The following is a 21,270-nucleotide window of genomic DNA, read 5'->3' as shown; positions in this document are numbered from 1 at the left end:
AATGGATATGGGGGAAGACAGACAAAGGAAAATGAGAAAAGTTGGTGTTTTAAGGGGTGGGAAACTTTAGTTATAATTCGATTAAAAATACCTATTAATAAGTATTGCCAGTATAGAATTCTTCCCATACCTTTGTATCCAAAATTGAATTAATGATGAAAATATCACACAGCCGCATAAAGGCAACAATAAAAGGAGCGTACTGTTTTTTAACAGTACGCTTTTTTTTATGAACAAAACTGAACGATGTCCGTTAATAAAATAGTAATGAAAATATTAAAAGAAGATATAAGAAACAAGATTGTCGCAGCAGCTCGCAATGAATTTATTAAAAATGGCTTTAGAAAAACTTCGATGCGAACAATTTCGGCAAAATCGGGAGTTACCTTAGGTAATATATACAATTATTTTAAGACAAAGGATGATATTTTTTATACTGTCCTTAGACCTTTACTTATAGTCTTGGATGAAAGGATGTCCTCCTATCGCATAGAACATAACAAAACAGATAAACTTCACTTCTCTATACAAAATCAAAAAGATTTGCTAAGAGAAACGCTTAAAATAATTTTCTTATATAAAGAAGAATTAAAGTTATTACTCTTTGAATCAAAAGGTACTTCTGTAGAGTTTTTCCGTGAAAATTTTATCGAAGAACAAGTTGCAATAAGTAAAGAATATATTGATCAAATGCAAAAAGTCTATCCACAAATACAAACAAAAGTTTCGTCACTATTCTTTCGGATTTCCTCTTCCACATGGGTAACGATCATCGGAGAGATTGTCTCAAGCACAGAAATCTGCAAGGAAGAGGTAAAACAGGTCTTATCTGAATACATACGCTATAATACGGCAGGATGGCGAGAACTCATTAATCCATAAAATTATGAACAGATTATTCATCGTAACGATACTGTGTTTGTGTACAACAGTTTTGTCTGCCCAAAATATATTACGTGGGAAAATCATAGATAAAGAAACAGGACTTCCCATATCTGGGGCATACATATCAATCAAAAACACAAAACAGAAAACAGTTTCTGACAAAACAGGCAATTATCAAATTGACATTCTCTCAAATGGAACATGTATCGTTGAGGTTTCATTTGTTGGATATAAACGAGTAAGGCAAGTCATTGTGTTAAACGGCAATATCACAAAAGACTTTTTCTTAGAATCATCAGCGAACGTCCTTAACGAAGTTGTAGTGAGGGGATCTTCCCAGCAGGCGGAAATAAACCGCATTCGGCAGAGTCCTATGGCTGTAACCGTAGTGGACGGATCCAAGTTGAGGGGACGTTCAAGCGGTATAGAAGAAATTCTCACAAGAACGTCTGGCATCAAGGTGAGAAAGTCAGGCGGATTAGGAAGTGCCTCTCGCATATCTGTACATGGGCTGGAGGGTAAGCGAGTCGCTGTCTACATCAATGGATTTCCTTTAAATAGCCCTGACGGTTCCTTTGATATTAACGATATTCCGATTGATGTAATTAAGTACATAGAGGTGTACAAAGGAATCGTTCCTGCAGAATATGGCGGTGATGGACTTGGTGGTGCTATCAACATAGTGACACGAGAGGATGAATGTGACCTAGTAGGTTTTACGCAGGAATTGGCATCATTCGGGACATTCAAGACACTTGCAAGTGCCCAGAAACTTTTTGCAAAATCTGGAATATTATTCAATATTGCTTTCTTCAGGAACAAATCCAAGAACAATTATATGATGTCATGGCCAGTGTTTGAGACTAATCTACCTGCTTCTGAATACAGAAAGGTGAGACGAAACAATGACTATTATGACGCAGAATTCTATCATGTGGGCATAGGTTTTAGAAAGCAATACTTCGACAAACTGGATTTGGAATGTGCTTTTTACAGGAATAAGAAAGGCATACAGTCTCTCAACTTTGACTCTCGATATGCCTATACAAAAAGTCTTAATATTATGCCTACTTTGAATATGGAGAAGAAAAATTTCATTTTCAAAGATTTGGAGCTGAAAAACACACTTGTTGTTCCCATCATACGTTCTAACATGACGGATACGGCAACTACAAGAACGCAATGGAATGGGACGGTCACGCCAGCTAATGGGGAGACAGAGGATAATCTTTTCAACGAGTCCCATGACCGGCAATTTGAGTTGCGAAATAAATTTAACTTGAAATATACACTTGGACGACATACTTTCAATCTGAATGATCAATTCGTATTCTCGGACTATAGACCTAAGGACGATCGTATGAATGAATACCTTGGCTTCGACCCCAGTTCATTTCCCAGCAAAATGACTTCAAACAACATCGGACTAAGTTATTTGTTTGCTTCTTCTAATAATCGCTTTCAGAATTCCTTGACAATAAGCATCTATTATCTGAAGTCAAAAATCTATAGAACAAGCGATGCTTTGTCAAAAGACAAGACAGAAAGCGTATTCGCTCCCCAACAGACCAACGTGAACAAAACGTATTATGGCTTTAGCGAAGGGCTTAGCTATGAATTGTGGAAAGGTGTGAGGGGAAAAATCTCGTTTTCACACAATGTAAGAATTCCTGATACGGGAGAATTGTTCGGAAACGGAATGAGTATCAAACCTTCTGTAAATCTTCAGCCAGAAGTTGGAGATAATTTGAACATTGGGGTCATCATGGACAAGAGAAATCTATTGGGGCTTACTCGTGTGCAATGGGAAACAAATTTTTATTATATGTATATGAAGAATATGATAAGACTTTTCCCCGCTGACATCCGTTCCATATACATAAACTTAGGAAAGACAAGTACGCTTGGTTTCGATACTGACTTAAAGGTAGATATAACCCCAAACGTCTATGCATACTTTAATCTTACATTGCAGGACATTCGAGACCGTCAAAAATGGTTAAACGATGAGAAAGGTTCGGATAATCCTACGTATGACAAGCATGTTCCCAACATACCTTCATTCTATTACAACTATGGCATGGAATATCACGTTGAAGGTTTGTTGGGAAAGAAAGAGTTGTCCAGAGTTTATGTTGATGTTTCTCATGTCGGAGAATTCGACTGGGGCTGGCAAATGAGCACACTGCCCGACCAACGAAAGAAATGGATCATTCCTTCCAACGATGTGTTTACCATAGGGCTTCAACAGTCATTTTGGCATAACAATGTTTCTCTGAGTTTCGAGGTCGAAAATATTTTTGACAAAGAGAACTACATGGAATTCAAAATGCCACTGCAAGGCAGAACCTTTAAGGCTAAATTGCGTTTTAATCTGTTCCGAGACAAAGTCTCAGGAGGAGCTATGAGTATGTAAATTCTTATTATTCATTTCAAAAATTTATAGTCAAAATGAAACATTATTTCTTAGTCGCAGCCACGGCGCTGCTTGTGTTATCAGGTCTTTCCTCATGTAGTAAAGACACTCCAGATGTTCCTCCAACACCACCAGCAAAGTCCGAGGCAGGATTTGTGCATAGCGTGAATATTGGAGAGAACACATATGTCAGTCTGTTCAAAGACTTGACAGCTGGTTCGCTCAATACGGACAATGCTTTGGTGTTTGCCAAGGGTGCATTTTCATTTGTGCATGGTGGCAAGGTATATGTGACTGACACGGAACACCTCTACAAATATGCACCAAAAGATGGCAAGCTCGTCCAAGAGGGCACGACTATGGTATTTCCAAGTGGTGCTAAGGCAACGTACATCACGTTCGCATCCAATAAGAAGGCATATGTTTCTTGCCTTGGTATTGGAAAGGTGTGGATTATTGACCCATCCTCAATGACGAAGACAGGAGAAATAGACTTATCCGACTATTCCTTGGGAAAGTCCTCTGGTGACAATAATCCTGAACCGTGTGCCTCTGTTATCAGAGATGGAATTTTATATGTGTCTCTGAATCAAATGAAGTCTGCTTATTCTTGCGAAACTGGAGCCTATGTTGCATTAATTGACACGAAAACAGACAAGCCAATAAAACTTATTAGTGACAGTCGCGTCACGATGTCGTCCAGTGGAACACCTGCTGGTGATCCGTTTGTGGACGAGAAGGGTGATATTTATTTCTATTGCGTAGGAATGTTCGGTTATCAGAAGGGGGCAAAGGAAGGCTTCTTGCGCATTAAGAAGGGAGAACAGGAGTTTGACAAGTCTTATTGCTTTACCCTTGCAGATGTAAATCTGGATGGTGTAAAAGGAGGTAAAACTTCATATGCCTATAATAAGGTATATGGTGGAAACGGAAAGGTTTATGGATACCTAAATATTCCTGGGGCAGCAAGCAACCCACCTGATTACGTTCATGATAAATCGTTCCAGCCTTTTGAGATTAATCTCTATGATAAGACTTGCAAGAAGATGAACTTCTCAGGAACTACAGGCTGGGCGGCATCCATTTGCAAGTCGGGCAATGACATCATCTTCGGCATGTCAACAGACCAAGGTACGGGTTATTTTGTCTATCACATGAAAGATGGAAGCTATGAAAAATTGAAGGTAAAGGTTTCCGGAGCACCCTATATGTTGCATGAGCTTAAATAGTTGTAATAGAATATTACTTATGATATTTATTGGGACATAACCCCAACATCTAAAAGAATGTGAACTTCTTGATTAGAAACTTTAACCTCCTCAAAACAAGGAAAAGAGCTGTATCGTTACTCATTATAGGGTTTGATACGGCTCTTTTAGTTTATGTGTTATAAACTATAAATTCTCATGGTTGTGCTTTTAGTTTTTATACACTGTCAATTCAGTTTTAATAAAAATCTTTTTTTTGTAGTAGCGTAGTAAATAATTGAAAGAATATTCGTATATCAATAAAAATTTTTAATCCTTTTTCTTTCAACGTATTATACCTTATTGTAGTTATGTAGTAAGATATAATCAATGAAAGAAAAAGAAAATATAATCATCAGGTATCCGTCTTTCCTATTAAGAATATCGGTGTTATTATGGATGTAGGTTTCTGCAATCTCTGACATACATGTTTCCTGAAGAAGTGTGCTTCCGTACTGTCCAATTGATAAGACAAGGCGATGATGATTGTGAGTGGATAAAGCGGAGCATAACCTCGCAGTCGTCCGTTCACGTAGACTTCCTGCTCCCCTGTATCCCTTTCGTCGGGTTGCAGGGGAGAGACTTTTAGTAGAAGTTGCAGACGATGGTTGAGCTTCCTCCATGTTACACCGAAGAAATCTACTAGTTCGCTCTCTGTCATGGCGATTTTACCTTTGCCTTTGCGAATGATTTGCATATTGTCGCCCCACTCGAAATAGCTACGGTCTTTTTTAGTTTGATAGTGATAGGTATTCATACGGCTTCCTCCTTCGTTTCCTTTGTCTGATGTTTCCTTATCAACCTATCCATATCCTCAGAAATCTTATTGTCCGTCACCTGTGCATAGATTTGGGTGCTTGATATGGAGGCGTGCCCCATCATCTTGGCAATGCTCTCGATGGGTATCCCTGCACTTAAACTCATTGTACCGAAAGTGTGCCTTGCCATATGATAGGACAACCGTTCTCTGATACCGCAAGCCTTTCCCACGATGCTCAGCTTTGCACTCATCACGCTACGGCTACAAGCACAGTGAAAGATAAAGTCGTCACCTTTTTCTTTCACTGTCTGCATTTCTTTCATGCTGGGTAGTTCTTCCTTACATTGATCGATGATGGCCTCCGCTATCGGGTGCAGGGGCACAACAAACTCCACCTTTGTCTTCTGCCGTTCTTTTCGGATATATTTCTGTCCGTCGGCTGCCGTTTGAATGTGTCCAAATTGCAAATGTTCCATATCAGCAATAGCCAAGCCCGTAAAGCATGAGAAGATAAATATCCGCCTTGCTTGTTCTGCTTCCTTATCAATTACTCTCAATGCCATGAGTTTGGCAACATCGCTCTTTTGCAGAAAGCGTATCTTCTGTTCCGCTTTCTCATACTTGGCATTCTCAAAAGGATTGCAACGAATGAGCCTATGGCTGACCGCACGATACATCAGCCTACTCAGCCAACAAAGATAACGATTCATGGTTGCTGATGCCAAGCCTCGTCTTTTCAGATAGAAACGGTATTCTTCAAACAAGTCTTCCGTTATAGTGGCTATGACTATATCCGTCATTCCCTTATCCTTTACAAATTCCGTAAGTAACTTATCTGAATAGAGAAGATTCTGATAGGTTCCCTCAACTCTCGATTTGCCCACGCACTCTTTAACGGATTGCAGTTCTGCTTTGCTCATGGCAAGAAGTGTTGTCGGCATGGTGGCTATCCTCTGCAAACGGTTTTTAAGCAGTTCCACACTTACCACTCCGTCCTTTATCAATATCTCCTGATAGGTCTTTTCTACAAGTTCTTTGAACTCGCCGATTCTTTGATTGGTTTTCTTGTCGGTTGTCAGTCCCTGTCGGCTATTCCACTCGGAGGATTTGCACTGCTCGCCTGTGGTAATGGCGATGCTTTTTCCGTCTATGGTGATACGGCAGAGAATGGCGGTCTTGCCGTCTGCCTTTATTTTCTGTCTGTTGATATAGAACAGTATCTTAAATGTACTTCTCATAAAAAATCTTGGTTAAATGGTTAAACGCAAATCTTCGGTGAAAGAAAGGAAACGGTTAAACTCCTCAAAGAGTTTCTGCGGTGTTACTTTTGCATAACGTTCGGTCATACTTACGTTCGTATGTCCGAGCATCTTGCTCACCGTTTCAATAGGTACGCCCTGCTCCAATGTGATAAGTGTGGCAAAGGTATGCCTTGCAGTGTGCGTAGTAAAGGGAAAAGAAATGTCTGACCGTAATCGCAAGGCTTTGAGACAGGACTGATAAGTGGAATATTTGAAGTAAGGGATCAGTGTTTCCCTTTCATCGCTGTGCATTTTCTGTATTAATTGAACTGCTTCGGGCAATAGCTTGATACGACAAAGCACACCTGTCTTCTGTCGGTTGAACTTTAACCAAAGACAATCCTCATCGTCACGGATAAGATGCTTCTTGCTTAGTTCTATCAAATCACAATAGGCTGCACCGGTATAACAGGCGAAGAGAAACACATCACGAGCGGTTTCCATTTCTTCTTCCAATTCATCAAAACGGAGTGCCTTCAACTTGTCCAATGCTTCTTGGTCGAGAGTCTTGGGCGCTTTCTTGTCTCCCCGTTCTATATGGACTTTGTCAAACAGAAGCGTATCAGCCAACCCCTCACGATAAGCTAGCCTGCAGACGGTCTTCAAATCTGCTGCAACTCTGAAAAATGTGCTTTGCTGATGACCGAGATCACCGAGACAGAACGCCTGCAACTCATAGATAAAGCTTTCTGTAAGCTGCGAGAAAGCCAAATCCGAAACATGATACCTCCTCTGAATGAACTCCTGTAATCGTTTCCGAGTGGAATGATAGGCGTACATAGACCCTTCCTTGATGTCTATACCGATATGGCTTTCCTTCTCCTTGATGAGCATATCCAGCCTCTCGATAAGCATACATCTTGCCTGTACACTGCCTTGAAACAGTTCCTTTACATCAGTTGCATCAAATGGCTGTCCTTTGGCAATTAGCGACTGATAGGCAGATTGAATGGAAAGCAACAGATTCTCCAATCTCCCATTAATTTCTACCGCCTCACGGCTCTTGCCATCCATTCTGCTCTCACGTGAATTCCATAAGTCAGGATTGCAGGAGAGTTTACAACTGAACTGGGCAATGGAACGCCCAATGGTAATACGTCCCATAATCGGAGCTTTCCCCGATTTGTCAAGCCCGCTCTTTTTAAGGTAGAGCAACACCTTCATTTTCTCTGTTTTCATACGCTTTAATATTTGTGGGCAAAATTACCCGAATTAAAGCGTTCCTCACATACGCAGAAAACTGCTGACCAAAGCAACAGCCACACTAGCGAAAATAATTCAGTTACCGAATGCTATACCATCGTTACCTACATCAAAACAAGGTAACGCTCTGGTAACTGAACTTCTGCCTAAATCTGCATATTCCTGCTCTTTACAAACAGAGCAGTATTATGCAAATCATTTCGTTTCTCTCTCATTATCAGTTAGTTTACATCAGCTTCGATATCTCTTCTTTTTCATTAATTAGTTACATGTATGTGTTTTCTTTGTTTCATCACGATGAGACACAAGTTTCATCATGATGAGACACAAGTTTCATCGTGAAGAGACACTGATTTCATCATGATGAGACAAAGATTTCTTACGAGAGTTTTAAATGCAAGGTATAGAAGAAAAAGACGCAAGGTATAGGAGAAAAAGACGCAAGATATAGGAGAAAGAGATGCAAGATATAAGAGGAAAAGAGAAAACAAATACTACAAAGGTAATAAACAAAAGGGTTTTGAGAGGGTTAGGGGTATCTGTTTACCAAACGTCCATTACATCGGACAATACAAAAAGAGGCGGCTACCCCACTGGATAGTCGCCCCCTCGTCTTATGATTGAAATAAGATTTAATCTTTGTTCTCGCGCTTACGCTCCAAATGATCGAGCGTTATCTTACGCATACGAATATTCTTTGGCGTTACCTCAACATACTCGTTACCTTTGATATACTCAAGACATTCCTCAAGACTCATCTCTGTCTTTGGTATAACACGAGCCTTCTCATCAGAACCAGAAGCACGGACGTTAGTCAACTGCTTTGCCTTTGTAACGTTGATAACGAGGTCATTATCATGAACGTGCTCGCCTACTACCTGTCCACCATATACTTCCTCACCTGCATCAATGAAGAACTTACCACGATCCTGGAGCTTATCAATAGCATAAGCGTAGGCTGTTCCATTCTCAAGAGCAATCATTGAACCATTAGTACGACGTACTATCTCTCCCTTGAAAGGCTGATAATTCTTAAAACGATGCGCCATAATAGCCTCACCCTGACTAGCAGTAAGGACGTTAGTACGTAAGCCGATGATACCACGTGATGGGATTTCAAAGGTGATGTTAACACGATCTCCCTCTGCATCCATACCCAACAAGTCACCTTTACGACGTGTTACCATATCGATCATCTTACTTGAGAAGTCTGTTGGAACATTGATTGTCAATTCCTCAATAGGCTCACATTTCTGACCATCAATCTCCTTGTAGATAACTTGCGGCTGTCCGACTTGAAGCTCATAGCCCTCACGACGCATTGTCTCAACAAGAACTGAAAGGTGAAGAACACCACGACCACTGACAATCCACTTATCCATTGACCCCTCCATAGGGCGAACACGCAATGCAAGGTTCTTCTCTAACTCTTTGTTCAAACGGTCACTAATGTGGCGAGAAGTGCAGAACTTACCTTCTTTACCAAAGAAAGGAGAGTCATTAATGGTGAATAGCATACTCATAGTAGGCTCATCTACCGCAATAGGTGGTAATGGTTCAGGGTTCTCAAAATCGGCGATTGTATCACCAATCTCGAACTTCTCCAAACCAATTACAGCACAGATATCACCTGAATCGACATGATCTGTCTTCTTATGCCCCATACCTTCGAAAGTATGAAGTTCCTTAATCTTTGTGCGCTCTTGTGTTCCATCACGATGGCAGATAGTTATGTTCTGACCATCCTTCAATGTGCCACGATGTACACGACCCACTGCAATACGACCAGTATAGCTTGAGTAATCCAAAGATGTAATCAACATCTGTGGTGTACCCTCGAGCTGCTTAGGTGCAGGGATTGCTTCGAGAATAAGATCTAGCAAATATTCAATATTATCAGTTGGTTTCTTCCAGTCCTCACTCATCCAACCATTCTTGGCAGAACCATAAACGACTGGGAAGTTCAACTGCTCCTCTGTAGCATTCAGGTCACACATAAGATCAAATACCATCTCATATACTTCCTCTGGACGACAGTTAGGTTTGTCCACCTTATTAATAACAACAACAGGTTTCAAACCTAATTGCAAAGCCTTTTGCAACACAAAGCGAGTTTGTGGCATAGGACCCTCAAAAGCATCTACGAGCAATAGACAACCATCTGCCATGTTCAATACACGCTCTACCTCACCACCAAAATCAGAGTGACCAGGGGTGTCAAGAATATTAATCTTTACTCCTTTCCAATTGATACTTACATTCTTACTCAGAATCGTTATCCCTCGTTCACGCTCCAAGTCATTAGAGTCGAGAACTTCTCCACTGTTGTCTTGTCCATCACGGAAAAGCTTACCAGCGAGCATCATCTTGTCAACCAAGGTCGTTTTACCATGGTCAACGTGCGCAATAACTGCGATGTTACGAATATCTTGCATGTATTTACCTTAAAAACTTACGCTGAATTACGGTGCAAAAGTACTAATAAAAAATGGAAAACGCTTGTCGTTCAGAGAAAAAGTTGTATCTTTGCACCGCGTTTTCGGATATTCCGATGCATTTGATATTGTGACCTGTTGTGATTAAGGCAGGCTAGCAATAGAAGAATGTAATTGCACAATTAATTAATCAAACAAAACTATGTATTTAGAAAAAACAAAGAAAGAAGAGATTTTCGCACAGTTTGGTAAGGCTCAGAAGAGTTCAGATACAGGTTCTGCAGAGAGCCAGATTGCACTTTTCTCTTATCGAATCAAGCACTTGACAGAACACGTAAAGAAGAATCGTAAGGACTATGTTACTACTCGTTCACTAACTCATCTTGTTGGTAAACGTCGTGCTTTACTCAACTATCTTTATGATCGTGACATTGAGCGCTATCGTGCTATCGTAAAGGCTTTAGGTCTCCGTAAGTAAGACTTACAGCTAAGTAAAATATAAAAGGTAAGAAAGTCAAAGCTATTTAAGCTTTCCTTTCTTACCTTTTTTCTGTTATCTTGTCTTTATCACTTTCTTACCATCTATAATATAGATGCCTACAGGGAGTTCGTCCCAAGTCTTTGATAAACGAATACCTTGCAAAGTAAATATATTCTTTACAGACTTCTTGTATTCCTTAAGCAAACCAATGCCTGTAGGTTTCAACTCATCTACCGTATTAAATACATTGCGTAACGTATTAGGAATCCAAATGTCTTCTCGTTTCCCATCCCTTTCAACCTCTATGTGTATCTCGTATGAATGATTAGGCTCTAATTGAGAAGAAGCAAAGGTGATACGTGTTTGGGCTGCATTGTTGTCTGCATCACAAGGGAGATAAACATTACGTACTGTTCCCAATTCAATCCACTTGTTACTTGTCAAATCGAGTAGACGATAATGAATTGGACCACGATAGCCATTCTTAATCTGATAACCAGATACTTTAGAATGTACTTGCAGACTTATTTCTTTTATTTTATTCAGCTGGAAGGTACTATAATTAGCGTATTCACCATCCGCATAATAATCAACAAAAGTAAACTGAATATTTCCATTGTCCGGCTTAGGCAATACTTCAATCTTGAAAGGTTCTTTCATCTTAATTGGTACGTTGATGTCCGTTCCGTTTCTATTAACCTTTATCGATAGCGTTACGTCATATTTCCCTTTGGGCAATTTTCCCACCTTACCAGGGCTATAATAAAGCGTAAGCATTTTGATGATAAAGGTTGAATAGCCAAGTCGTTGTGCAACAACGTTAGGCGTAAGTAGATAGCCATTAAAGACCTCTTTAGTCTCTTGATTAGTGAGTGTCATCACCAAGTCACCACGTACTTCCTCTCTTCCAGGATTGTACATTGTAAAACTAAAGGCAGCATTTCCAGCATCTTCATAGAAAGGGGAGAGTACACTTGGGCTTTTCTCAATCACAACAACATCCTTAGGGTTATTTGTATTGAGCTGTACTGCATTTGGAGTGAGTTTTACTTCTATCTCATTGGCATGATTGATGGGCTTCCAGTCACCGTGTTCCTTTGTCTTGGTATCGAGCATCTCAGAGAATACTGGTACTAAACGGTAGTTTCCGTCTGCAATACCCTTAAAGTTAATATCAGCAACATCAAAGGACATGGAAGTAAAGATAGATGCCCAAGTCTGGTCGCTTGCAGTTGAGTTGAAGATTTTTACTCGTTCGTTCTTGTCATTATAGAGGGCAAGTGCTACCTTCCCAGTGAATACACCAAGTTCACCTTTCACCGAACTATACGAGCCTAACTTCTCAATCTTTGCACTGAAACTTTCAGAACGGTTTGCTTCTGTCTTGTCAATAGTGAGTGAAGTGGTGGTTCTTGCATCTAATCCACGTTCTATATCCTTGAAAGGTGTAGCCTTACCGTCATTAGGATGGGCAAAGACAACTGAGATATCGTCCCAGAATGTTCCACTATTGAGGGCAAAGCCTGAAACATTAAGGGTAACTATGTTGATGTCGAAGTATCCGTCGTTTTCGCCTCCCCAGCCCCAGTTGGTGTGGATGAAGCCCTGCTCATCATAGCCATCATAAACAAAAGCATGAGGTCCACCTACTACTAAGACAGGGTATCCGTCTGAGATTTCTTGCATCACCTCATTGAGGAAGTCATTGGCAGGAAGGAAGTTTTTGTCAAGATAACGCACGGTATAGTCGAACTTGTCGCGAAGTGCATTGCAGGCATATTGTAAGTTTGAGTCACTACCTCTATAATAGTATCTCATATTGACAGCCTTACCGATGTCAGACATCAATACGCCAACGGCTTGTCGAGAATGTTCCGTTCTCATCTCATTAGTCGTGTTCTTCATTTCATCCCACCAATAAGTAGCACTTTTCTTAGCATCATCACCTGTCGATGCTATATAATCTTGTGGTCGATTCTTAGGCCATTTATTGTAGAACATCACCTGTGCTGTGGCTGTTGCAACACAACCAGTAGGTGTATGCTGTCCATTACTTAGTGGAGTGTACTTATTGAAAGGGTCATATTGGCTCCACTTACAAGTAAGCAAGGGTTCTACTTTTCGTTTGATAGGACGCTGTGGAGTAGTAGTTGCAGCTTTAGAACGCACTTCTTTTACAACGCGTTCATATTCCTTTAAGAATAGTTTGAAGTATGGAGGCTGGTCGTTGGGGTTTTCTGTCATCTTATCTCCATAACCTACGAGTTCGTTGAGTTTACTTTCTCCAGAGATAATAACGAATTTCTTGTCGTTTGGATTAGTAAAAATGTAATAAGCTGGTTGCTCATTAGCTTGTGATGAGCGGGTTTTTGGAGAATTACCAAAGAGTATTGGTTTATTGATATATTTTGAGGCAATACTCAAAGCCTGTGCTTTGGTGATAGGATCTGCGTTAGCTAATAAAATATTTGCACACACAGTTAACATCAGTAAGATTGTTCTTTTCATTTGTTTATATTATTAGTCAAGTATATTGGTTTGTTATATTTTATATCAAGATTATTGTGTTTGAGAGTTCTCAAAACAAATAGATTTAGTTTATAATGTTTTATGTAGGCGATTTAGTCATCCCATATTTCCTTTAAAGGTAACATCACAAAATCGCGTTCTTCCATCAAAGGATGAGGGATTACAAGGTTTGGTTCGTTGATATTTAGGTTGTCATAAAGTAGAATATCAATATCTATGATACGGTCTGTATATTGTGCATTGATTGACTTCTTCACTCTTCCCATCTCTATTTCTATGGCTTGCGTTGCCTCTAATAGCTGTCGGGGAGCAAGAGAAGTAGACACACATACACAAGCATTGAGAAAGAGATTAGGACTTTCAAATCCCCAAGGCTCTGTCTCGTGAAAAGAAGATTGGCGCAATATTGTGCCAATCTTTTCTCCTATTCGTGTTATAGCCTCGTGCATAATAGCCTTTCTGTTTCCAAGGTTTGTACCGAGGGATAAATAAACTATATGCATACTAATCGTTGAGAATCAACAATGAATCACCGAAGCAACCAAACATATAACCATTCTTCACAGCTTTGTCATAAGCTTCCATTATAAGGTCATAACCTCCAAAAGCTGCTGTTTCCATCAATAGAGTTGAATAAGGTTGATAGAAGTTAACCAACATAGAATCTGCAAAACCGAAGTTATAAGGAGGGAAGATGAACTCATTAGTCCAACCATCATATTCCTTCAACATACCATCAGTACCAACAGCTGTCTCTGTCGCCTTTACAACACTCGCACCAACAGCACATAAATGATGTCCTGCTTTCTTTGCATTGTTAGCAATCTCACAAGCCTCAGCATTGATATGCATCTCTTCAGAATCCATCTTATGTTTAGTCAGATCCTCCACCTCTATATCATGGAAGTTACCCAAACCACAATGCAAAGTGATAAACGATTTCTTTATTCCACGAATCTCCATCATCTTCATCATGTGTTCAGAGAAGTGAATATTAGTACCTGGCGCAGATACTGCTCCCTCATTCTTTGCAAAGACCGACTGGAAGTTCTCCATATCTTCTTTCGTTGCATGAGCGAATTCTTCTCCTTCTTCCTTTGGACGATTGTCAATGATGTAACGTGGCAATGGAGCTTCACCTAAAGCGAATAACTCTCGTTTAAACTCCTCGTGAGGACAATCATATAGGAAACGAAGTGTACGACCACGTGAGGTAGTATTATCAATTACCTCTGCGACCATTGTTCCTGATTCATCAAAGAAGAGTTTATTACCAATACGAATCTTACGTGCAGGCTCAACCAACACATCCCATAGGCGCATCTCTTGATTAAGTTCTCTAAGCAAGAACACCTCTATCTTTGCGTCTGTCTTCTCCTTAGTACCATACAAACGAGCAGGGAACACCTTTGTATCATTGAATATAAAGGCATCACCCTCTTCAAAGTAATCAAATACATCTTTGAAGCGGATATAATCATCCTCTGTAGGATCTCCATTCACTTCACCCTTAAACATATCAATCTTGCCAGACTTACGATGTACAACCATTAACCGGCTTTCATCTCGGCGAGTGATTGTAAAAGTCTGCGTACTACCATCAGAACGTGTCAATACACGTTTAGAAGAATGAGGATATAGGGCAACCTGCTCTTTAGGTAAATTGAATTTGAATTGTGAAAGCTTCATATTAATATTTGGGAGAGTTTTATTTATCTATTATTTGTTGTTGGAGCCATGTCTCAAACTTGTCATAATTAATACAATCTTCGACTTTTACGTCACCAACTCTTGTACGTCGCAATGATGTAAGATAAGCCCCGCTATTCATTGCTCGTCCTAGATCGCGTGCCAACGCACGAATGTAAGTACCCTTACCACATCCAACCCGAATCGTCAATTGCATCTTATCAGAATCAAAGTTCAAGACTTCTATTTCATCTATATGGATATTTTTAGCCTTCAATACAACCTCCTTGCCACTACGACGATAGTCAAAAGCACGTTTCCCATCCACCTTCACAGCACTATAGGTTGGAGGAATCTGTTCTATATCACCCACGAATTGTGGCAAAGTCTTATCTATCAACTCACGTGTGATATGCTCTACAGGAAATCTCTCGTTCACCTCATGCTCCATATCATAACTAGGAGTTGTAGCTCCCAATTGTAATGTAGCAACATATTCCTTCGTGTGCGCCTGCAATGTTTCTATTTGCTTTGTCATCTTTCCCGTAGCAAGAATCAGTACACCCGTTGCTAAGGGATCTAACGTTCCCGCATGACCAATCTTTACTTTTCCATCATTAGCTTGTGTACAGAGATAACGTACATGTGCCAACGCTTTGAAACTTGTTATGCCGTAGGGTTTATCAATCGGGATGATTACTCCTTCTTTGAAGTTCATAAGGATCGCTATATAATATAAGGTGGATTAATCAACCATATTCAATGATATGCCAGAGAGCAACATCACGATAATGATAATACCAATAATGATTCGATACCAGCCAAAGACTTTAAAGCCATACTTAGTAAGGAAGCTGACAAACCACTTCATGGCTAACAATGCGACTACAAAGGATACAACACAGCCAACAGCGAGCATTAGCAAATCATGAGTATTCACCCATGTGGCATCTTCTTTCAGTATATCTAGAAGATCTAGCAGTGTAGCACCAGCCATTGTTGGTACTGCCAAGAAGAAAGAGTATTCTGCTGCACGCTTACGTGTGAGTCCGTTTGCCATACCTCCAACAATCGTTGCCATAGAACGGCTCGTTCCTGGAATCACGGATAAACACTGCCACAAACCAATATTGAAGGCACGTTTTTCGTTCACCTTATTTTCTTCTCTACCTTTATTGAATACCTTGTCACAGAAAAGCATGAAGATTCCGCCAACAACCAACATAATTGCTACCGCCCAAATAGAATCAAGCAACCAGTCAAGTAAACCACTCTTCTTTGCAGCTAAACCTATCACTACAGCTGGCAAAACTCCAACAAAGAGCAACCAGTAGAATCTTAATGGATGAATAAAACGCAAAAACGGATTCTCTACATCAGCTGGAACAGGTGTACGGTCAATGTGGAAGAAGCGTTTCCAATACAGACACACAACAGAAAGGATTGCGCCAAACTGAATAATGAATGTGAAGGCATGTACAAAGGGACTACCTTGTGAAACGCCCAAGAGATGTTGAGTGATAATCATGTGACCTGTAGAAGAAACAGGAAGAAACTCTGTTAATCCTTCCACAATGGAGATAATGATAGTTTGTATAAGTGTCATTAAACCTCCTTATCACTAGTATCCTTCGGCTTATAGATGATTGCGCCGATGATAGAAATAAATCCGATGAAAGTCACTACTGGTGCCACCTTGATGTGACGTGCACTGAAAATACTTGGATCAAATGCAGTTTCTGTTGAACTACCACCACTCAATAGAATGAATCCAATGATAACAATAGCAAGTCCAATTGCCAACATTATAAAGTTGACCTTACCAAAGGCTAAATTTCTTTTATCCATATTTATTTGAGGAATTATGAGGAGTGAAAGGAGGTGATTATATCTTGTACAAGTCACCAGCCTTCATTCGCAGGAACTTATTTACCGACAACCATGAGCAGAATGTTGCAATTAACACGCCAAAAGCCACCATCACAACTGCTGTAATGAGTAAGGCTTCTAACGATAAAACCTTTGTAATATCAGGTTCATAATCATATAAGAAGCACATTCCAATACCCAAAGCAACAATTGCCATTAATGCTGAAACCAATCCTTCCAGCACCGCTCTACGAAGGAAGGGAGCACGAATAAAGCTCCAAGAAGCGCCAACCAGTTTCATTGTATGAATGGAGAAACGACGTGCGTAAATACTCAATCTGATTGTATTATTAATCAAAGAGAACGAAACAATCGTCAACAGAACTGCAATAACCAACAATACAAGACTAATCTTTGCCAAAGTGTTGTTCACACTCTCTACCAGGTTTTGAGGATAAGTAATATCACTCACACCCCGATAAGTGCGTAATTCCTGTGCTATCGTCTTAATAGAATCATTGTTCGCATAGTTCGCTTTCAATTGCAACTCTATCTCACCCGTAAATGGATTCTCACCAGCAAACTCCGCAGGATTAGCCCCCAATTCACGAGTTCCCTCTTTCAAAGCTTCTTCCTTACTGACAAAATTCAAACTATTGATATAATGTAACGAGCGCACACGCTGACAAAGGGCGGCACTCTCTTCCGTACTCATATCAGGTTGAAGAATCATCGTAATGGTCAGATTCTCCTTTACGTATGAACTAAGGTTACGACTGGTGAAGCCTGTCAGTACAACCATACCGATGAGCATCAGCACCATCGCCGTGCTAATACATAGCGTAATAACCTGCAAACTATGACGGTTGCGGGCTTTATTTCTTTTTTTTGCCATTTCTGAAAAGGGTATAATTCACCGAAATTGCTGCAAAGATACAGCAAAATAAAAGAACAGCAAAAGAAATTATAGTTTATTTAGACTTCTCCTTTTATTTATCTTTATGCCGCTTAACGATACCATTTATTTATCTTATCTTTGCATCCGCACCTCCTTTTCAAACATTAAAACAAAAAGTATAATGAGTACGATTATTTATCCTTCACCCATCTTTGGACCCGTACATAGCCGTCGTTTGGGCGTTTCTCTTGGTATTAACCTTATGCCAGCCGATGGTAAAATATGCACCTTCGATTGCATTTATTGCGAATGTGGATTTAACGAAGATCATCGAACAAAGACGCCCCACCCTGCCCGTGAACTTGTTGCTACGGCATTGGAAAACAAACTCAAAGAGATGATTAAGGATAACATCCATCCTGACGTACTAACTTTCGCTGGTAACGGAGAACCAACTTCGCATCCTCATTTCGCTGAGATTATTGATGACACCATCCGTCTACGTGATAAGTATTGCCCCAAAGCAAAGATTTCTGTCCTCAGTAATTCTACATTCATTCATCGTCCAAAGGTTCATGAAGCATTATCAAAGGTGGATAACAACATTTTGAAGCTAGACACGATTGACATGGAATATATAAACAAGGTGGATCGACCGACACAACCATCTTACGATGTGAATCGTATCATTGCAGACATCAAGGCTTTTAACGGACAGGCTATCATTCAAACAATGTTTCTAAAAGGAACGACTGACGAAGGGTTGGATGTTGACAACACTTCTGATTCTTTCGTTACTCCATGGCTCAAGGTTGTGAAAGAGATTGCTCCACGTGAGGTAATGATTTACACCATTGATCGTGAAACCCCTGACCAGCACCTTCTCAAGGCTTCTCCCGAAGAACTAAATACCATTCGTGACAAAGTAATTGCCATGGGCATTCCTTGCACAGCATCCTACTAAACGAGACATTGTTACATCTTAAAAGACAGGGCAAACAAGAATCAGAATAATAAAGACAAAGTAACATAAAAACATAAGGCTCTAGTAACAAACTTTATCACAGAACTCTCCGATTTTACAGAATCCAGAGCCCCCTATCTCGTAAACCTATAACTAAAGCCTTATGTTTTTTGTTACTACGCCTTTAAAACTATGCCATTACAAAGTATGTCCTTGTGTCATTCCGTCTAAAACCTATGTCATTAAATAATATGTTCCCATGTCATTCCGCCTAAAACCTATGTCATTAAATAATATGTTCTTCTGTCATTTTGTCTCTAAATCCCATGTTCTTCTGTCTCATACAAAAGCCCCACCCCGTTAGCTTGGGGTGAGGCTGTGTACCACGGAAGCGAGAGAACCAAATTAATACACTAGTTTTGAAAGACATTAATTTCACAATTAATATAATCGAGTTGTCTTATTACAGAACGATTGATACCCTGAATCAATCTAAAAAAATGCCCCCGTGGTATAGGAAGCCTCACCTACCCTGCCTGTGGTCCACTTTCTTCCTCTTTCTTTTCCTCCTTTTTATTATCTATCTCTTCATCTTTCTTCCTCAACGATTCGTAGGAGTTTGCAGCCAACTCTCGCTTTAATTCCGTTCCCGGCGTGAAGACCACACGAGGCTTAATCGTCTCAGTCTTAAAAGCTTTTTCTGTTTCCGCTCCTTTGCTCGACAACGTGACACGCATCGAACCGAAATTACCTAACTGAATACTGAAACCATCACGGAGGTAATGTGGCAGACAATCGATAAAGTTATACAACACGTTCGATACATCACCACGTGTCAAGGACGAACGCCCAGCAATATCACGCGCAATGTCATCCAGCGACTTATGCCCAACATTTACCGGATTAGCATAATACTTCACTTCCTCCCGCTTCTGCGGATTCTTCTTTTGAACTAATCTAAATCTCATAATTCTTAGGTTTTTAAATTATTAAATAACTTTTGTTTATCATAGTGTAGGACAGCACGCTTCCGCAGCTTTCTTCTTGCATCTTCATGCTGCCCCATTCTATTTTCTTAATTAATTTTCCTCCTCTCACCGCTTCATTTTCTCGCCCTTTCAGCATCCCCGTCCTGCCAGATGCGTATTACCTTGCTGCTGAATACGTATCTACGTTCTGATAGATGCGGTGAGCGTTGCTGTTAGATACGTATCTAGCAACTGCGCAATGCGTATCTAGCAGTTCGTAGATACGCATTCGCCAGCACCTAGATACGGTGAGCGCAGCAACGGAATACGCATTCAACAGAAGCCCTACCCGTTAGGCACTCCCGCCCCTTCGGGAGTGCTGAGGAGGAGTCCTTTTTTCATCGACCGACTTGCGGCGGTGTCTTTGTTGTCGCCTTTTAGAGGGCGACAACCGCTTAGACTACTCAAACGACGGATCAACCCTGTCCCCGTCGGTGCGGAGGCCGTTGACACTCACGCCGATACCACCACTGCCGAAGCCCAGGTCGTACGAGCCGAAGATGTTCGATGGGTCAGCACTTGACGTCCAATAGCGGCCAAAGTAGCCAACATTGTTCAGTATACCAGCGTCGTAGTTGCCCAAGGCGGGCAAGTAGAAATAATTACCTGCGTTAGCTGGGGAAGGAAGAGTCTGAGATACAGACCAGCTATTTCCACCGACATTTATTCGCCAATCGGTTCCATCTACGGCGGTGTAAGGATTGTATCCGCTTATGTTTGCCTTCTTCTTAAACCACATGCCGCCTTTATATAAGTGACCCATTGTTGTCCATAATTCGTCTGCGTCCCAACGTGGATCACCCTTTGCAGCGTACCATGTCATCTCGTTTACGTTAGGAAGGTCTTTACATGGAGTGTGGGTTGCTTTATTATCTGCACCGTAAGTAAACGCTTCGTTGTAGTAACGAGGGTCACTATTATTTTGGGCGTAGTTGACGTTTCTGGTAAGGTTCAACACTGGCTGCCATGGATTTGCTGTATTCCATTCGTGACCTGCCCAATAATTCTGCTGAGCATCCCACATGTAGTATTTGTCGCCGTCGTAATTGCGTACGTTAAGGTTAGCAGTCATATCGTAGTAGGTGTTCTTGTCATAATTGAATGAAGGTAAGACTTTCGTGATAGTTCCTTCTACATTTGTGTCGTAGTCCTTCACCCAATAACGAACCTTAAGCGTATGTGCACCTGGTTTGATAAGCATGTAGACCTTATCAGCTGTAGAGATAGAGGTAGCATTGGTGAAAGAGAAACCTTTCTCGTTTGTGCTGCCTGCAACTGGGTCTTTTGTTGTTAAGACAATTTGTTTGCTACCTGCTGAACCATTCAAGTTTCCTGTGCTAGAATTAATAGTGTAGGTTTCCGCAATATCGTCGTCGGAATTTACTTCGATTTTTGTTAAGTAGCAGTTCTTCAATACAGCATTGCTTGTGTAAGGTTGGAAAACGAGATAAGTTGCTTGATGCTCTAATTGGAAACTAAAGACGCTGCCACCTAAAGTACCTGTTGCCGTGGCTGTACCGTAGTCACCTGAATTGCCAAGGTGATCGGTTGTGTTTGGTGTTGTT

The 21,270-nt window shown here is 40.6% G+C and carries 18 protein-coding genes; 5 read left to right on the top strand and 13 right to left on the bottom strand.

The features are described from left to right. Positions 1-246: 246 nt before the first annotated feature. The 3 genes from HMPREF9969_RS02625 to HMPREF9969_RS02615 are packed head-to-tail and all read left to right on the top strand — an operon-like array spanning position 247 to position 4,530. On the top strand, positions 247-882 hold the full coding sequence (locus tag HMPREF9969_RS02625; RefSeq protein WP_006043738.1) for a TetR/AcrR family transcriptional regulator: 636 nt from the start codon (positions 247-249) through the stop codon (positions 880-882). A gap of 4 nt (positions 883-886) precedes the next feature. Next, positions 887-3,301 carry a TonB-dependent receptor gene (locus tag HMPREF9969_RS02620; protein WP_009434314.1) on the top strand — a complete coding sequence of 805 codons (2,415 nt, stop codon included), beginning with the start codon at positions 887-889 and terminating at the stop codon, positions 3,299-3,301. A gap of 35 nt (positions 3,302-3,336) precedes the next feature. Further along, positions 3,337-4,530 carry a YncE family protein gene (locus tag HMPREF9969_RS02615; RefSeq protein WP_006043736.1) on the top strand — a complete coding sequence of 398 codons (1,194 nt, stop codon included), beginning with the start codon at positions 3,337-3,339 and terminating at the stop codon, positions 4,528-4,530. A 373-nt stretch (positions 4,531-4,903) separates the two neighbouring features. Here the strand turns inward: HMPREF9969_RS02615 and HMPREF9969_RS02610 are convergent, their stop codons facing one another. The 4 genes from HMPREF9969_RS02610 to typA form a co-directional block, all read right to left on the bottom strand. Next, positions 4,904-5,305 carry a hypothetical protein gene (locus HMPREF9969_RS02610; RefSeq protein WP_009227822.1) on the bottom strand — a complete coding sequence of 134 codons (402 nt, stop codon included), beginning with the start codon at positions 5,303-5,305 and terminating at the stop codon, positions 4,904-4,906. After that, a complete protein-coding gene (locus HMPREF9969_RS02605; RefSeq protein WP_006043731.1) occupies positions 5,302-6,546 on the bottom strand; it encodes a site-specific integrase in 1,245 nt (414 codons plus the stop codon). The genes HMPREF9969_RS02610 and HMPREF9969_RS02605 overlap by 4 nt, the downstream gene beginning before the upstream one ends. 12 nt (positions 6,547-6,558) lie before the next feature. Further along, positions 6,559-7,788, bottom strand: a complete 1,230-nt coding sequence (locus HMPREF9969_RS02600; RefSeq protein ID WP_006043730.1) for a site-specific integrase — start codon at positions 7,786-7,788, stop codon at positions 6,559-6,561. Between the two features lie 656 nt (positions 7,789-8,444). After that, a complete protein-coding gene (typA, locus tag HMPREF9969_RS02595; protein ID WP_009434312.1) occupies positions 8,445-10,247 on the bottom strand; it encodes a translational GTPase TypA in 1,803 nt (600 codons plus the stop codon). Positions 10,248-10,449: 202 nt separating this feature from the next. Between typA and rpsO the strand changes: the two genes are divergently transcribed. After that, entirely contained in the window at positions 10,450-10,725 is a 276-nt protein-coding gene (gene rpsO / locus HMPREF9969_RS02590) for a 30S ribosomal protein S15 (RefSeq protein ID WP_009434310.1), read from the top strand. Positions 10,726-10,800: 75 nt separating this feature from the next. Here the strand turns inward: rpsO and HMPREF9969_RS02585 are convergent, their stop codons facing one another. The 7 genes from HMPREF9969_RS02585 to HMPREF9969_RS02555 form a co-directional block, all read right to left on the bottom strand. Continuing rightward, positions 10,801-13,236: a C10 family peptidase gene (locus HMPREF9969_RS02585; protein WP_036894756.1), complete on the bottom strand. Its 2,436-nt coding sequence runs from the start codon at positions 13,234-13,236 to the stop codon at positions 10,801-10,803. Between the two features lie 113 nt (positions 13,237-13,349). Beyond that, positions 13,350-13,760, bottom strand: coding sequence for a 2-amino-4-hydroxy-6-hydroxymethyldihydropteridine diphosphokinase (gene folK, locus HMPREF9969_RS02580; RefSeq protein WP_009434311.1), 411 nt, complete (start codon positions 13,758-13,760; stop codon positions 13,350-13,352). 1 nt (position 13,761) lies between these two features. Next, positions 13,762-14,946: an S-adenosylmethionine:tRNA ribosyltransferase-isomerase gene (locus tag HMPREF9969_RS02575; protein ID WP_009434313.1), complete on the bottom strand. Its 1,185-nt coding sequence runs from the start codon at positions 14,944-14,946 to the stop codon at positions 13,762-13,764. Between the two features lie 19 nt (positions 14,947-14,965). Then, positions 14,966-15,664 carry a tRNA pseudouridine(55) synthase TruB gene (gene truB, locus HMPREF9969_RS02570; RefSeq protein ID WP_009434318.1) on the bottom strand — a complete coding sequence of 233 codons (699 nt, stop codon included), beginning with the start codon at positions 15,662-15,664 and terminating at the stop codon, positions 14,966-14,968. 27 nt (positions 15,665-15,691) lie between these two features. Next, a complete protein-coding gene (locus HMPREF9969_RS02565) occupies positions 15,692-16,552 on the bottom strand; it encodes an undecaprenyl-diphosphate phosphatase (RefSeq protein WP_009434307.1) in 861 nt (286 codons plus the stop codon). After that, positions 16,552-16,794: a DUF3098 domain-containing protein gene (locus HMPREF9969_RS02560; protein ID WP_009434304.1), complete on the bottom strand. Its 243-nt coding sequence runs from the start codon at positions 16,792-16,794 to the stop codon at positions 16,552-16,554. Before HMPREF9969_RS02560 ends, HMPREF9969_RS02565 begins: the two co-directional genes overlap by 1 nt. Before the next feature lie 37 nt (positions 16,795-16,831). Continuing rightward, complete coding sequence (locus tag HMPREF9969_RS02555) at positions 16,832-17,710, bottom strand: cell division protein FtsX (RefSeq protein WP_009434308.1); 879 nt, start codon at positions 17,708-17,710, stop codon at positions 16,832-16,834. 184 nt (positions 17,711-17,894) lie between these two features. On the opposite strand from HMPREF9969_RS02555, the gene HMPREF9969_RS02550 reads away from it, so the two are divergent. Next, positions 17,895-18,677 (top strand): radical SAM protein, encoded by a 783-nt coding sequence (locus HMPREF9969_RS02550; RefSeq protein WP_009434305.1) that lies wholly within the window; start codon positions 17,895-17,897, stop codon positions 18,675-18,677. Positions 18,678-19,204: 527 nt separating this feature from the next. On the opposite strand, the gene HMPREF9969_RS02545 is transcribed toward HMPREF9969_RS02550, so the two are convergent. Beyond that, positions 19,205-19,645: an HU family DNA-binding protein gene (locus HMPREF9969_RS02545; RefSeq protein WP_009434309.1), complete on the bottom strand. Its 441-nt coding sequence runs from the start codon at positions 19,643-19,645 to the stop codon at positions 19,205-19,207. Positions 19,646-20,105: 460 nt separating this feature from the next. Continuing rightward, on the bottom strand, positions 20,106-21,270 hold a 1,165-nt coding region (locus tag HMPREF9969_RS12985; RefSeq protein WP_009434306.1), incomplete at its 5' end, for a hypothetical protein.

Origin of the sequence: Prevotella sp. oral taxon 306 str. F0472, assembly GCF_000257925.1 — a bacterium.
GTDB lineage: Bacteria > Bacteroidota > Bacteroidia > Bacteroidales > Bacteroidaceae > Prevotella > Prevotella vespertina.
The sequence above is the reverse complement of the archived record's forward strand: the minus strand, read 5'-3'. Positions and strand labels throughout refer to the sequence as shown.